At 72.6% G+C, this 16,099-nt stretch carries 4 protein-coding genes (1 of these 4 cut by a window edge); all 4 read right to left on the bottom strand.

Features of this window, described 5'->3' with window-relative positions; genetic code table 11:
• Tightly spaced (each overlapping or abutting the next), the 4 genes in view from ACSHV8_RS08585 to ACSHV8_RS08570 form a layout consistent with a single transcriptional unit that may run on beyond the window.
• A protein-coding gene (locus tag ACSHV8_RS08585) for a hypothetical protein (protein WP_436531117.1) crosses the window boundary here: on the bottom strand, positions 1-11,325 show its 5' portion. 16,869 nt of this gene lie to the left of the window's left edge; only the first 11,325 of its 28,194 coding nucleotides appear in the window; its start codon is at positions 11,323-11,325; the stop codon falls past the left edge of the window.
• Positions 11,315-15,343, bottom strand: coding sequence for a type VII secretion protein EccCa (eccCa, locus tag ACSHV8_RS08580; RefSeq protein WP_436531115.1), 4,029 nt, complete (start codon positions 15,341-15,343; stop codon positions 11,315-11,317). Before eccCa ends, ACSHV8_RS08585 begins: the two co-directional genes overlap by 11 nt.
• A complete protein-coding gene (locus tag ACSHV8_RS08575) occupies positions 15,340-15,804 on the bottom strand; it encodes a hypothetical protein (RefSeq protein WP_436531114.1) in 465 nt (154 codons plus the stop codon). The genes eccCa and ACSHV8_RS08575 overlap by 4 nt, the downstream gene beginning before the upstream one ends.
• Positions 15,794-16,099 (bottom strand): WXG100 family type VII secretion target, encoded by a 306-nt coding sequence (locus ACSHV8_RS08570; protein WP_436531112.1) that lies wholly within the window; start codon positions 16,097-16,099, stop codon positions 15,794-15,796. Before ACSHV8_RS08570 ends, ACSHV8_RS08575 begins: the two co-directional genes overlap by 11 nt.

Here is a 16,099-nt window from a genome sequence, read left to right as displayed (position 1 = left end):
CTCGACCGGGTCGCCGTCGAGCCGCCGGACGACCGGGGCCTGGTCGCCCTCGCTGACCGCGATGGTGACGACGGTCGTCACCCGGGCGGCCGTCTCCACCGCGAACTCGGAGCGGATGTACTCCTTGAGCGACGAGCTGACCGACTGCTCGGCGCCCCACTCCTGCTCGCCGGAGAGGCGCGGACCGGCCACGAAACGGCCCAGGCCCTTGCCGATGCGGACCTGGCCGCTCGGCGCGAACTCGGCCGAGATCGAGCCCGACTTGCCGCCCTTGACCGACGGGCCGCGCACGGCCCGGGTGTTGGAGACGACGACGTCCGGGATGCCGGTGTTGGTGACCTGGCCCGGGTGGGCGGTGACGACCACGTGGTACGTGCGCCCGCCGATGGTGAAGTCCTCCTGCGCGCCGACCCACAGACGGTCCGGTTCGGCTTCGAGGACCCCTTTCCCGTACGCGGCCTCAAGCACCTGCCGAGCTCGCGCCCAGTCCTTGGCGGGCACCCCGGCCCGGTTCCCGACCGCGTCGCGCAGCATCATCTCGACACCGGGCAGCACCCGCTCGATGCCGGGCCACTTCGTCTCCATCGCCTCGGCATGCCCGCGCCCGGCGGCCAGCACCGACGGCACCCCGACGACCGCGGCCCGGGGCGCGGTCATGCCCGGCCGCAGGTGCGGGGCGAACGGCAGGGGCCCGCCGAGCAGCGCGTCCAGCTGCGGCCCGGTGAGCGGGCCGGACAGCGTGACGGCCGGCTCGGGCTGCAGCGTGATCAGCGGCGTCGTCGCGACCGGCAGCACCTCCCCGAAGTACCGGCGTTCGAAGGCGGCCGCGTCCCGGTGCAGGACACCCAGCTCGCCCTCGACCCGGCCGCCGCGCACGTCGGCGATCGGCCGGTTCGACCCGAGGAACTCGACGTCGCCGCCGAAGACGGTCCGGTACAGGTGCTGCTGGTCCGACGTGTTCAGCACGGTGTGGCTGCCGGTCTTCACATCGGTCTTGCCGTCGGTGCCGGACTTCCAGGTCACCTCCGGACCGGCCGTGACCGACACGTTGCCGCTGACGATCGACCCGGCGGCCGCCTTGATGCCGCGCGGCAGCACCTCGATCGCGCCGGAGACACTGGCGCCGGCCGACCGGCTGCGGGCCGCCCCGCGGAAGATGCCCTTGTCGTCGCGGATCGTCACCTCCGGATTGGAAGCGCCGGCCAGGTACTGCATCCGCTGTGGCCGCAACCGGATCACCGGCTGGGTCCAGAACCCGTCCTCCTCGATCGGGTCCATCACCACACCGTTGCTGAGCAGGGCGATGCTGCGGTTCCGGGCGGCCCGCTCGTTGAGAACCTCGGCGGTCATCCGCTTCGCGATCCGCACCGAGCCGTCGACCGACAGCCCCTCGACCCCGAGCAGGCTCCGGTGCACGTCACGGACCAGGGCGTCCAGCCCGACCGCGTTGATCACCTCGCGGGCGCCGGCGCTGGTGTCGCGGACCAGGTGCGCAGCCGACCGCGCGGTCCCGGCGATCGGGCGGCGCTGGGCGGTCACGTGCGGGGTGGCGAACCGGATGGCGAAATCACCGTCGGCCGGCGGGACGGTCAACTCGATCGGGGCCTGCCCGTCGACGCTGACGGCGAAGAGCAGGTCACCGGCGAAATCGGTCAGACTGGTGGCGAACAGCTTCCGGCCGGAGATCACCTTCAGGTCCTGGGCCGCCCCGTGACCGCGCTCGGTGGAGAGCCTGACCTTCGGAAACGCCAGCATCAACCGGGCCATCGCGCCGGCCGTGGCGTTGAACAGCAGCTCGGCGCCGAGGTCGACGAGCGAGCGGCTGCTGCCCTGCTCGGTCGCCGAGTCGACGGCGGTCGAGGCGAACGAGACGCCGTACCGGCCGGTCGGGGCCGGCTGCGGCTCGCGCACGCCGAGCCCGGAGGGCCGCGGCTTGATCCACACCAGGTGGCCGCCGAGCGCGACCGTGACCCCCTCGGCGAGAACCCGGTCCCAGTGGTCGAGCAGGTCGGTGAGCTGCTGCTCGGCGCCCGCCGCGGCGTTGCGGTCGCCGCCCGACAGGATGTGCCGGATCTGCTCCTCGACCCCGGTCGTGACCGCCGCGTCCAGGTTGCGGCCGGCCAGCCCGGCCGCCGTGCGCTGCGCCGTCAGGGCCGGATCGGCCCAGTCGGCCGCCGAGACCGCGAACTCGCCCAGGGCACCGCGGTCGACATACCAGGCGGCCTCGGCGTGCGCGCGGTGCGGCGACGGCATGAGCGCCTGCCACGGGCCGTCCTCGACCCGGGCCAGAATCAGCTCGGGCGTGTTCTCGTCCGCGCCGTCCGGCTCGAACACCATCGTGTCGTCGTCCACGTCGTCGGCCGTGAGAACATCGCCGCGGCCCAGGCTGACCGCGAAGATCACCACCCCGGACTCCTCGGCCACGTCGGCCAGATCGACCGGCACCCCGGACTCGGCCAGCTCGTCCCAGACGTCCAGGGTCGCCTGCGGCACGACCACACCCTGCGCCACGGCGGCCTGCCGCAACGCGTCGACCAGCCGCCCGTTCGGCGATTCGGCCACCCCGTCCGGCCGCAGCAGCGTCGCCCAGCCGACCCGCTCGGCCCGGCGCGTGCTGTCGGCGTAATCGGCCAGCATCCCGGCCCGGTCGACCAGGATGGCCAGACCGTCGGCGATCTCCGCGGCATGACCGCCGACCGCCACCAACTCGGCCGGCAACACCAGCGGCACGGTGCCGTCCGCGGCCAGCAACCGCCCGGCCCGCTCCCGCCCGAACCGCGCGGCCGCCTCGATCCCGGCCCGGTGCGGGGCGAGGGTCTCGATCTGCGCACCGAGCTCAGCCGCAACAACAAGATCAAACTGCTGCTTTCGCGTACGGCCGTCGAGCGCGGCCGCCCACTCGGCGATCTGCCGCCGCAACAGGGCATGCCGGTCCCGCATCAGATGACCCCGGATCGCCTGATGCTGGGCGACCCCGGCCATCGCGTCCTCGAACTCGGCCACGGTCAGCACCCGGGTGCCCGCGACGTGCTCGGCGACGTGCTCGAACAGGGTGGTGTGGGCCGCCGCCGACGCCCGCACCAACGGCCCGGTGAGCAGACCGGAGACACCGGTCAGCAGCTCCTCGTCCTGCCAGCGCCCCAGCTCGGCCTCGTGCTCGTCGAGGGCCGGGTTGACCAGCGGATCGTTCAGCGCGATCCGCACCGGGCGGCGCAGGTTGGAGAGCATGCCGGGCGCGGTACCGCCCGGGTCGAGCAGGCTGTCCACCCGCACGTTCCGCTCCGGCGCGAGCCCCGCCCGCTCGGTCCCGTCGGCTTTCGTCCCTTCGGCTTTTGTCCCGTCGGCTTTTGTCCCTTCGGCGGGGAGCTGGGCGGAATCGGTCAGGGAAGCGTGGGCGACGGCGCCGTCCAGGTCGAGCGGCAGGCGGACGCGGCCGAGCACGGCCGGGTCGTCGAGCCGCCCGGCCCGATAGCCCGGGCCGTCCTGGACCAGGGTCTCGACCAGCGCGTAGCCGCCGTCGTCGAGGCGCAGGACCAGCACCAGGTGGGCGTCGTCGTTGAGCGGGTCGAGCCAGACCGCGGTCACCGCGCCCGGCGGCAGCTCGCTCAGGGCGCTCGCCCACGAGTCGCGGAACCGGCCGCCGAGCCGCTCACCGATCACATCGGTGACCCGGCTGCCCGCACCGTCGTCGCGGGACCGGCGGGCCGGGCCGAGACCGAGCGCGTCCAGGGCGGTGAGCACGCGGGTGGCGCATTCGGCCGCTTCGCCGCCCCACGGGTCGAGGATGCCGAGGGCCGCGGCCAGGCGCTGCTCGGCCACACCGGGCTGCTCCTGGTGGGCCTGACCCTGGTGAGCCTGGTCCAGGTCAGCCTGGTCCCGGTCAGCCTGGTCCCGGGCGCCCTGCTCGTCGTGAGCCGGCATTCCCTGCGTCGGCTGCCCGGCCGTCGCCTGGTCGTTCGGCGGCTTCGGGAGGAGGTCGTCGGCCAGGGAGGCGATCGAGGAGGTCAGGGCGGTCGCGTGGGCGCCGTGCAGGTCCAGCCAGGCGGTCAGGTGGTCCCGGACGTGCTGGACCATGATCCGGTCGAGCGAACCGGGCGGCAGCTCCCGGTCGGCGGCCAGGCGCTTGATGTCGGCGGCGGCCAGATCCCGTTCGAGGAGCAGGCCCTCCGCCTGGTCGAGCAGGCGCGGCAACTCCCCGACGACGGTGTCGACGGCCGCGTCGATCTCGGCCAGCGCGGCCTCGGTGGCAGGCTCGGTGAACTCGCTGCTCCGGGCGCGCTCGACGGCCCGTCCGATTCCCGCCTCGACGATCTCGTCGATCATCGGGCCGAGGGTGTCGACGTTGTCCCGCAGCCGCTCCAGCAGCCCGGAATCACCCGCTCCCAACTGATCGAACTCGGTCGTCACCCGCCGACCGGCGTCCTCCCGCCGCGCTCTGACCGCCGCTTGGAAGGCCTCCTCGGTCGCCTTCACTGCGTCGGCAGCAGCCTGTTCGGCAGCCGTGGTGGCGGCGGAAGCGGCAGAGACGGTGGTTGAGCTCGCGGTGGTCAGGGGGAGCTGCTCGGTGGCGGTTTCCGTCGTGAGGGCGGGCGGTTCTTCGGCCGTACCCAAATCGGGTTTGAGGGTTTGGAAGTGATGGTGGAGACGGGTTTCGAGGCGGGACTCCATGGCGAGCCACTGGTCGCGGCGGGCGCGGATCAACGGCTGGGGGGCGGCGAGCTGGCTGCGGATCTCGGCGCCGATGTCGGCGCCGAAGGCGGTGATCGCCGCGCTGATCGCGGTCATCGAGTGGCCGGCGATCAGGGCGGACACCAGCAGGTTGGTCATCGTGGGCTGGTGGCGCAGCAGCTCGTGGCGGGCCATCTCCTGCTCGTGGACCTCGCGCAGCAGGGTCTCGCGGGTGACGTTCCAGACGCGGTCGGCGGTGGTGAACGCGGACTCGTAGGGTCGGGCGCCGGCCTCGATGACCGGGGCGTAGATCTGGTCGTAGATCCGGTTGATCCGAGCCCGGTGGTCGGCGGTCTGATGCGCGGTGCCGGGCGGCAGCGGCGTCGTCAGGCGGTCGCGGGCGGCGATGTCGGCGGCCGCGCGGTCCAGCTCGCGGCCGATCTCCAGGCCCAGGTCGGGGCGGTTGCGCTCGACCGTGGCGGCGGTCTCCACCTGCTGGGCGGCGCGGGCCTGGAGGTCCTTCGACGTCTTCGTCCAGGTTTCGGCCCGCTGCTCGGGGGTGAGCGAGGCCGGGTCGGGGCGGGTGTCGCGCGGCTCGGCGGTCCGGGGCCGGGCCGAGGCCCGTTCCTGCGCCCGGCGGGCCTCCTGTGCGGCGATCTTCGCCGCGTACCACTCCTCGAACGCCGGGTCGGAGGTGACGCGCGGCGCGGTCCCCTCCCCCGAGGTGGTCGCGGTCGCGTCAGCAGTCTCGGTCGCGTCGGTCTCGGCGGTCGCGGTGCCGGTGGCGGAGGCGGTGCCTTCGGCGGTGGCGGTGGCGGGCTCGGTGGTCCCGGTGGTTGCGGCGCGGGCGGGTGTCGCCTCGCGCGGGCGGGGGTTCAGCATGTCGGCGAGGGCCTCGTCGAAGCGGCCGGTGCTGAACGTGTCCTCGGTGCCGCGGCGGGTCAGGAAGTCGCTGCGGAACTGGTGGCCGAGTTCGCGGATGTCGGACATCGCGAAGCGAGCGGTGACCTCGCCGCCGGGCGCCTCGTCACGCAACAGGCCGTGGAACGTCCGGGCGGCCGCGTGCTCGTCGAGCTCCTGCCGCCAGACGTCGATCAGGCGCTGCCGGCCCTCGGCGGCGAGCTGCCGCAGATCGGTCTGCCACTGCTGCTCGCGCGGGTCGGCCGGCTTGCTGCGCGGGCTCAGGTCGACGGGCTCGGCGTCACCCCAGAACAGGCGGGCGCGGTCGGCTCGCTGCTGGGCCATCCAGGTACGGACGTCGCGCTGGGCAAAAGCGGACATCGACGTCTGCAGGTCGAACGTGGCGTCGCCGATGGCCAGGTCGGCCCAGGCGTCGGCGGGCGGTTCCTCCTCGACCAGCGGCTCGCGCTCCGGGAGGGTCGTGTCCCGGGTCTGTGGAAGGTCCCGGATCCGGTCGCGGAAGATCTCCCGCAGCGACGGCGGCTCCGGGGCCGGGCGGCGCTGGGCCTGCTCCTGCCGGATCTCCTCGAGGATCGCCTCGTAGCGGGCCTCGTCCTCCGGCGTCAGGGCGTCCTCGTCCGCCTGCTGCTGGGTGCGGGTCTGGTTACCGCGCTCAGTGGTCGCGGGCTTCGCCGGACGTTCGGACGGCGACAAAAGCAGGTCGTCGAGGACCGTCTGGAAGCGGCCGGTGCGCACACCCGGCTCGTAGTGGTACCGCTGCAACTGCTCGTCCAGGAACCGGGCGCCGCGCTCCTGGATCTGCTCCGGCGTGAACGCCCCACGGACTTCGAGGGTGGTGGCCTCGGCCCGCAACTGGTTGTAGAACCGCTGGGCGGCGGTGGCCTCCTCCCGCTCCTGAATCCAGAGGCGTTCGAGGCGGCGCTCGCCGCGCTGGGTGAGTTGCTCCAGCTCCCGTTGCCACTGCCCAGCCCGCGGATCATCGACCCGCACCTGGCCCGGTTGCTGCTGCGCCGCCCCGTCATTCTGCTGCACGGCGCCGTCGTGCTGCTGGGTCGCGCCGTCGTGCTGCTGGGTCGCCGGCGGCTGCTCCGCGTCTTGTGGCTGCGTGCCCGGCGGCTGCTCCGCGTCTTGCTGCTGCGCCGGAGCTTGCTGCTGGGCCTGGTTGGTCTGCTGCGGCGGGGTCTCCCTCGGCGGCAGGTGCGGGAGGTCGGATCCCCAGATCTGGCGGGTGATCTGGGCACCCTCGATCTGCATCCACGTCCGGACGATCTCCACCGACCTCGGGGCGACGGTCCCCTGCACGTTGAATTCGGTCCTGATCACCGTGAGATCCACGTGCTGATCAATCGCGGACACGACCGTCGCCGAGTCATGGATGCCCGTCGTTACGATCGCCGTCGGCGGGCTGACCATGGGCAGATCCGGCACGTGCGTCTCGCCGAACCGCTCCAGCTCCGCGTAGAACGCGTCCAGATCAGCCTGCTCGCGTTCCAGGTGGGCGACGAACGCGTCGACGTCCGCCTGCTCCCGTTCCAGATCCGCGATGAACGAATCCAGATCGGCCCGCTCCTGCGGAGTCAGCGGCGCTTCCGGCGTCTCTCCGTGCACCGACGGTTCCGGCTCCAGCCGCCGCGGCCCCCGCAGCGCATTGAACCGCTCGATCAGATCCGTGTTGTCAACAAGATCCTCAGACCGCGACCCATGAACCTCGGGGGTCTCCTCGCGCAGGGCCGGGGCCGGGGACTCACTGCGGCGGGGGCCGCGCAGGGCGTTGAAGCGGGCGACCAGGTCGTCGTCCGGGGCGGCGTCCTCGGGGCGGGAACCTCGGGTCTCCAGGGTATCGGCGTGCGCGGACGGCTCGGGCTCGTTCCGGTGGCGGATCGTGTCGAACCACGACTGCAACTCGTCGTGGAATGCGGTCGCGTCCTCCTCTGAGTCCTCGCGGGTGACACGGGAACGGTCGACGCCGTTCTGGTCGGCGTCGAGGCGGGCCTGGCGCTGCTGGTCGGAGCGGCGGGGCGGGGTTTCGCGGATCGAGCGTTCCGGGACGGTGGGTTCGGGCTCGGAGCGGGTCACCCGGGGGCGTTCCATGACGAGGTCGCCGGCCTGGGGTTTGACCGGTGGTTCGGCGTCCCGGTCGGGGGCGGGTCTTGACGCCGTACGGGAATCGGGGTTTTCGGAGATTTTGCCTGGGGTTTCGGGTTTTTCCGGGGTTTTCGAGGGGCCGCCCCTCAGCCTTTCGAAGCGCGCGGCGAGATCCTGTTCGTCCTTGTCGAGGACGACCTCGTCGGAATCACCCTTGTCGGTGACCGGTTTGTCCGTGTCGGGCTTGTCGGTGGAGGTAGCGGGCTTGTCCGTGGAGATGCCCGGTTTGTCGGTGGAGGTGCCCGGCGCCTCGGGGGTGTCGGACCTGGTGGATTTCAGGTCGTCGAGGCCGCTTTCGAGGGTGTCCCGGGACGGCCCCGGCGCGGACGGCGGCTCGGGCTTGTCGCGCAGGTTGTCGAGGCGCGCGGCGAGGTCCGCCTCGTCGCCCGCGCCTTTCAGGTCGGCGATCCGGCGGTCGAGGTCGGGGTGGGCGCTCGGCCGGTCCTCCACCTTCTCGGGAGTCTTGATCGACTGAAACTTCTTCTGGATCTTCGTGAAGGCCGGATCGTCCTTGCCGGGCCGGGCCGGCGGGCCGTCGTCCTTGACGTGCTCGGCCTTGCCCCACTGCATGTCCGGGTTGAGTTCGCGCAGGCGGGCGCCGATCTCGGCCTCGCCCGCCGCGTGCCGCTGGTCCAAATCCCGGTCGAAGTCGCGGTAGAGGTCGCCGATCCGGCCGTCGTCGCCGGTCCGGTACGCCTCCTCGAACTGCTCCCGGTAGGTCTGGTAGTCCTTTTCGGTCATGCCGGCGCCGTCGGCCCGTTCCTGCCGGCTCAGGTGGGCGTCGTCGAGGAGTTCCCGGACCTGGCGGTGCTCGCCGACCCGGTTCTCGAACGCCTCGTTGGCGTGCTGGGCCAGCCGCGGCCGCCCGGCGTCGAGGTGTTTGTCGATCCGCGCGTGGTACTCGGAGATCTCGCGCTCGGGCATGCCGGCCCGGCGGCCGATCTCGGTGTGCATGTCGCGCAACGCCCGGGTGAGGTCCTCGCGGGTGCCGTTGAAATTCCCGGCCCGCTGTACGCGGGTGATGTGCGGGTCGATCTCGGCGTCGGTCATGCCGACCGCGTGGGCGTCGCCGCGGGCCTGGTTGGCCCAGTCGTCGCCGAAGCGGTCGGCCGGCACCTCGGGCGCCTTGCCGATCTGGTTCTTGACGGCCCGCTCGGAGGGCGGTTTGACGTCCGGTTCCCAGCCCTGGCCGCGGATGTTGTCCTCGACCGAGGCGATCCGCTGCGGGTCGTTGCTCTCGGCCGCCGTCCGTCGCGCGTCGGTCCAGGCCCCGGCGGTGGACTCGGTCAGGTCGGAGGCGTCCGAGCGGGTCGCCCGGTAGCCGAACCGGGGTTTCGGCAGCGACTCGGGCGCGGGCACCTTGTCGAGGCCTCGGAGTTGCCGGGCGACCGCGGCCACGGCAGCCTCATCGGCGGCCTTGACCGTCTTGTGGAAGTTCTTGACCAGTTCTTCCTCGGCGTTGAACCGGACGTTCTCGTCGTCGCTGTCGAGGCGGTCGACGAGGCCCGGGCGGTCGTGTTCGGGTACGGCCTGGAGCATCTCGTCCTGGCGGGCCCGGGCCCAGGTGTCGGCGTCCGGGCCGCCGTCGGTGCGGATCCTCGGGAACTCCGGGAGCTGGACGTCCTCGGTCGCGCGGGTCTCGTGCTTCTTGATCAGCTCGCGGATCGTGCTGGGGCTGGCCGGTTCGGCCGGTTTGTCGATCCTGGGCTGGTAGTCGGGTACGTCGGGGAGCTTGAGGTCGTCCTCGCGGGCCGGGCTGCCCGGGGCGCTGTCGGTGGACTTGCCGGGCGGCGGGGTCTCCGCGGCCTTCCCAGGGCCGGAAGGGGACGTGTCCCCCGATTTCCCGGGGCCGGGCAACGGGGTCTCCCCCGACTTGCCAGGGCTGGGGAGGGGCTGGTCAGCGTGCTTCCCGGAGCCCGGAAGCGACAATTCGGCATGCCCGGCGGACGGCGCCTCGGCATGCTTTCCGGGGCTGCCGAAGGGCGTCTCGGTGTGCTTGCCGGGACCGATGGCCGGGAGGTCGGTGTCCAGGCCACGGCCGAGGTTGCGCGGCGTCAACGACGGCGACGACTCGGGGCCGGCGGTCAGTTTCGTCCCACCGCCGCCCGGCCCGGCGTCGAGCCGAGCCGGCTCCAGATGCGCCGGCCGGCCCGGAGTGCCCGGCAGTTCGACGTGCCCGTGCGAAGGCGAACCCGGCGCGCCCGAAAGGTCCCGCATGCCGGTGGTCGGCGCGTTGACGTCAGTGCCCCACTTCGTCCCCACCGACGGCGGCAGATCCAGGGTCGGCTTGGAGGAGGTGGGCAGCGAGATCGTCCGCTGCGGCTCCACCACCGGCCGCGCGGACGCGGGAGTGGACGGTTCGACGACAGGACGGGCCGTGGACGGCGCGGGCGGCTCCACCACAGGCCGCCCAGCCGACACCGACGGATCGATCACCGACCGCGGAGTCTCGGTGACCGGCAGATGCCCGCCCGGCACCGGAGTCTCCGTCACCGGCCGATGCCCGGTGCCCGCCGGCGTCTCCAGCACCGGCCGAGGTGTCCCCGGGTCCGGGGTGAGCGCCCGCCCCGGCGGCGTGAACGCCTCCGGCGTGGACGGCCGGGCCACGATCGTGTCCGGCGAGAGCCCCCGATCCACCTGCGGCCGCGGTGTCCCCGGGTCGATCCCGGGCCGGGTGATCGTCGGTTCCGGCCGGGGCGCCACCACCGGTTCCCCGAGATCAAGATGAAGCGCGTTCCCCGAGAAGTTCTCCGGGTTCCCTCGACCCGGCAGGATCAGGTCCGGACTGTGCGTCGTGAAGTCCGTCGTCGTAAGCGTCTCCGGCCGCCTCCCCCCGAAGTTGGGCAGGTCGAGCCCGAGATGCGGCACGTCCACGCTCCCCGGGCTCGGCACCTCCCCCGGCTTCGGCGTGGGCGGCAGGTGCGGCACGTCGGCGTGCACGACCGACGGGCCGAAGTGCGGCGTGTTGCGATCCGGGATGGAGAAGGCCGCCCCCATCCAGAACCCCATACCGATCACCATCGCCTCGTTCTTCCAGTCGATGACCGTCGGCAGGTGCATGATCGAGTTCGCGGCGATCTGGGAGAGGATGTCGACGCCGAGACCGGTACCGGCCGCGATGACCCCGTTGAAGACGAAGTGGAAGGCCGCGGGCAGCGCCTCGAACGCGGCCATGGTGGCGCGCAGCCACTGCCAGACCGCGCTGAGCAGTTTGAGCGCCTCGGCGATGAGCATGCCGACGCCCATCAGCACCAGGTCGAAGATCATGCCGAAGATCGCCACGAGCGCCTCGACGATCTGCGCCCGCCGGGCCTCGGCCAGGGCCTTGTCGACCTCGTCGGCGTAGTCGGACAGCGCGTACCCGATGGTCCAGGCCTGGATGCAGGCCTTGTGCACGGCGTCGTAGACACAGTTGCCGTCGGAGACGAAGAACAGCGACCGGGCCGCGGCCGACGCCTGGCCCCGCCACGTGTACGTCATGCCGATGACCTCGAAGGACATCCCGAACGTCTCGGTGTACAGGGTGTCCCCGGTGTGCATCCACTCCCGGGCCAGGTCGCGGATCGGCCCGGTGTCGAACTCAATCCCCATCGACGACGTCCTCCGGGTCGTGCAGTGCCTGGATCAGTTCGGGGGCGCGCCCGCGGGCGACGAGCACGCCGCGGCCCGGTTCGTCGCGCCGGACGGCTTTCTGGTCGCCGAGCAGCACACCCTCACGGTGGTCGCCGGAGAGGATCAGGCCGCCGGCGCCGTATTCGCGCAGCCGGGTCAGGACCGGGTCGCTCATCGCCGCGCGGGACATGCCGGTGACCCGCCGGGCCAGGACGAGCCGCAGGCCGACGTCGCCGGCCTGGCCGATCAGGTCGGCCACCGGGCTCAGCGGCCCGCGTCCGCCGGTGCCCGCGACCAGGTCGTAGTCGTCGACGACCAGGCACAGTTCGGGGCCGCTCCACCAGGATCGGGCCCGTCGCTGGGCGGCGGTCAGGTCGAGCGGTGGGCGGCGCTCGGCCAGTTTGTCCAAGACCTGCTTGAGGTACGCCGTGGCGTGGTCCCCGGTGGCCGCCCGCGCGCCGATGTACTCGTCCGGCACGACGTCCTGCAGGCCGCCGCGGTAGTCGAACAGGATGAAGCGCACCTGTTCGGAGCTGCGCTGGGCGGCGACCTGGCGCATCCACGTACGCAGGAAGGTGGTTTTTCCTGATCCTGAGTCGCCGAGGACCAGGAAGTGCGGGTCGGTCGCGGCCCAGCGCAGCGTGGCCGGGCTGAGGTCGTGTTCACGCAGGCCGATCGGGATGCCGCCGTCGACCGGGGCGAGGTCGGCCGCGGTGACCGAGCGTGGCAGGACCCGCAGCCGGTCGGGGACCGGGCCGGGCCAGCCGGCGGCCAGGTCGGCGACGGCGGCCTGTTGCGCGGCGGCGAGTCCGTCGACGGTGCCGGCCCCGTCGAGGCGCGGGACGGCGGCGTGGAACAGGTTGCCGGGCGGCGCGATGCCCCGGCCGGCCAGGCGGCTGACCAGGCCACGGGCCACGCCCCGGTTGATCTCGGACTCGCCCGGTTCGTTGAGGCGCAGTTCGAGGCGTCCGCCGATGTTGTCGCGCAGGCTGGTGCGGATCTCGGCCCAGCGGTTGGCGGTGATCAGCAGGTGCAGGCCGACGCCGAGGCCACGGGCGGAGATGTCGTTGACGATCTGGTCGGCCGCGTCGACGGCGGAGCGCAGCGCGGCCCAGTTGTCGATGACCAGCACGTGGTCGGCCGCGTCGAGCCCGGCCGGGAGCTCACCGGCGTCCCGGCGGCGGCGGAACTCGGCGACACCGTCGAGGCCGAGTTCGGCGAAGAGTTTCTCCCGGCTGACCAGCAGCTGGCGGGCGATCGACAGGGCCCGGCGGATCCGTTCGTCCTCGGTGCGCCCGGCGACGCCGAGCACGTGCGGCGCCCCGGCGGTCGCGGCGAGGGCGCCACCGCCGAAGTCGATCGCGGTGAACCGCAGCTCGTCCGGCGTGTGGGTGAGCATGGCCGAGAGCATCGCGGTCCGCAGCAGCGTGCTCTTGCCGGTCTGCGGCGCGCCGACCAGGGCGATGTGCCCGCCGGCGTCGTCGATGCGCATGGCCATCACGCGCTGTTCCTGGCGCGACGGCAGGTCGACCACGCCGATCGGGAACCGCAGCGAGCCACCCGGCCAGTCGGTCGCCCGGTAGCCGCGCTCGTCGTGGCCGAGGTCGCCGAGCAGCGAGTCGAGGTCGATGACGGGCGGCATCGGGGGCAGCCAGACCTGGTGCACGGGCGGGCCGTGCGGGAGGATCCGCTCGACGATGACCTGCAGTTCGGTCACTCCGCCGGGCTTCGCCACGGCGATCGGTGGTTCCGGTTCGCCGTCCGCCTCGGCCGCCGCCGCTTCGGCCCGCTTGGCATCTTCCGGCGTACGGAGGGTGAACGGCACCGGCTCGAACGCCGCGGCCCGCGGCGCGGGCGCCTCCGGGTCCCCGGCCAGGTAGGGCGCCGACACGTGGGCGACCCGGAAGCGCTCGTAGACGCTCTCGCCCACCTTGAGGTAGGCCGAGCCGGGCAGCGGCGGCAGCCGGTACGCGTCCGGCGTCCCGATCACCGCACGGCTCTCGGCCGGGCTGAACGTCCGCAGCGCGATCCGGTAGGACAGGTGCGATTCGAGCCCGCGCAGCTTGCCCTCGTCGAGCCGCTGGCTGGCCAGCAGCAGGTGCATGCCGAGGCTCCGGCCGAGCCGTCCGACCTGCACGAACAGGTTGATGAAGTCGGGCCGCCGGCTGAGCAGCTCACCGAACTCGTCCACGATGATCATCAGGTACGGCAGCGGCGCCAGGGGACGGCCCTGCGGGTCGGTGCCGCCGGCCGCGCGCAGCTGCTGGTACTCGCGGACGTTGTCGACGTTCCCGGCGTCGCGCAGCAGCTGCTGGCGGCGTTCCTGCTCGCCGGCCAGGGCCAGGCGCATCCGCTCGACCATGGCCAGGTCGTCGGCCAGGTTGGTGATCAGGCCGGAGACGTGCGGCAGCTCGGTGACGCCGGCGAAGGTGGCGCCGCCCTTGAAGTCGACCAGCACCATGCCCAGCAGCTCGGGCGAGTGGGTGAGGGCGAGACCGGTCACGAGCGTACGCAGCAATTCGCTCTTGCCTGATCCGGTCGCGCCGACGAGCAGGCCGTGCGGTCCGACGCCCCCCTGCCCGGACTCCTTGAGGTCGAGGACCAGGTCGGCCCCCTCGGCGGTGACACCCAGCGGCACCCGCAGCAGCGCCGGGTCGTCGGCCGCCCGCCACATCGACGGCGGATCGACCTCGGTCGGGTCGGGGCAGCCGAGCATGGTCGGCAGCGACACGGTCCGGGCCAGGACCTGCTCGCGCTCGCCGGAGAGCCGCAGCGGGGCGAGGGCCCGCGCGATCTGCTCGACCAGGACGGTCCCCGGCTGGTCGGCCACCGCGTCGCTGACCGGGCCGACCAGTTTCGCGTTCCGGCTCTGCGCCTCGATGCTCCCGTCGGTGCCGGCCCGCAGCCGGGCGTCGACCCGGCCGGGTTCGTCGGCCTCGCGTTCGACCAGGCAGATCACGTGCAGGCCGGAGTCCGGGCCGGCCTCGGTGAGCAGGCTCTCGATCAGCGGGTCGCGGCCGGACGCGCTGCGCGGGCCGTACCCGTCGAGGACGATCACGAAGTGTTTGTCGGCGCGCTGGCCGCGGCGCATGGAGAGGGCGCTGGTGCGTTCGGCGCGTTCCGCGCGGACCTTCTCCAGGCGGGTCTCGAGCAGGTCCGAGAGGCCGGCCAGCTGGGTCGAGAGCAGCAGCGACGAGCCGTCCTGGCAGTGCGGCAGCCACTTGGCCCAGGACCACTCGCCCTCGCCGGCCGCGAGCACGGCGACCTGCACGTCCTCCGGGCTGTGCAGGACGGCGAGCTGGCCGAGCAGGGCGCGGGCGGTGCCGCGGGTCACGGCGGCCGGGCCGAGGACGCTGAGCACGCCGGTGCCGCCCAGGTCGACCCAGGTGGCCTGGCCGGAGACGGTGCCGTGGTCGGCCACCAGGCGGCGGGCGGCGCGCTGGGACCAGCGGTCGTAGTCGGCGGTCGGGTCCTTGCTCTCGGACAGCTGCAGGCGCAGCGCCGACTCGGCCTGCCCGGCCCCGGCCCGCAGGTGCAGGAAGTCCGGGTCGGCCGGGCGGCGTTCCCAGACCCGGCGGCGGGTCTGGGCGATGGCCAGCAGCCGGTGCGGCGCCGGGTGCTGGTAGGCAGCCACGGCGCGCTGGGCGGCGGCCGATTCGCGGGCGCGTTCGCGCAGCTCGGTGAGGTGCTGGTGGTAGCGCCGGCGCTGTTTGGCGCGCTGGCGGCGGGCCTGCCGCTGGGTCTGCCCGCGGACCAGGAAGGTGACGCTGACCGAGACCAGGATGAAGCCGACGCCGAGCATGATCATCCAGGCGCGGCCGAAGGTGACCAGGTAGGCGCCCATCGAGATGCTGCTCAGCAGGGGCAGCAGCAGGTAGAGCCAGGCCTGGGCGGCCGACTCCTGGTTCTGCTGGGGCGGGGCCGGGACGGCCACCTTCTCGCCCGGGACCTCCGGTGGGTAGGCGCGGGCGGGACGGTGGAAGCCGATGGCACTCATGAACCTGATCCGAAGGTCTCGGTGACGGCGGTGGGTGGGGCTTCCCCGCCGGTGCTGGTGCTGGTGTTGTCCGGGTTGAGGCCGGCGGCCATGCCGTCGAAGTACGCCTTGAGGTCGTGGTCGGTCTTGTTCCAGGCCGCGACCACGCTCTTCAGGCCGACGATCATCACGTTGAGGACGCCGTCCTTGCTGTCCAGGTCGTCGTCGTTGTTGGCCGCCTCGGTGCCGAACAGGGCGGTGGCCACGGTGACCCAGCGGTTGCTGAACGCCTCGACCTCGGCGGCGGTCGTCCCGACCCAGCCCAGGCGCAGCCCGCTGAGCGTGTTGTTGATGTTCACGAGACCGGTCGCGACATTTTTTCCCCGTGTTTCCAGGGTCGTCGCGGCGCTATTGATCGCGTCCATGTCGACCACGATCGCGGTGTGCAGCTCGTCATAGTTGACGGTCGGCTCAGGAGACATTGCCCAGGTTCTCCAATTCGATCTCGTGGTAGTTCGAATAGGCCGTTCCGAGGCGCGTGACCATGTCGCCGAGAATGCCGCTCAAGTCCGCCGAGACCTGGTCGAACCACGTCTTGAGCTCGGCGAACGTCTCGCTGGCGGGACCGTCCCAGGCGCCGTCGACGGTCGTGAAAGCGCCACCGATAGCGGTCATGGCAGCCTCGATCTTCGATTTCTCGGAGCTCACCGAACCGATCGCCGCCTGCAGTTCTCCGAGCGCCACCCGGAATTCCGCGAAACTCATCTGGTCAGCCAC

Source organism: Actinoplanes sp. HUAS TT8, from assembly GCF_051380535.1.
Taxonomy (GTDB): domain Bacteria; phylum Actinomycetota; class Actinomycetes; order Mycobacteriales; family Micromonosporaceae; genus Actinoplanes.
Note: the sequence above shows the minus strand (reverse complement) of the source record. Positions and strands in the feature narration are given on the sequence as shown.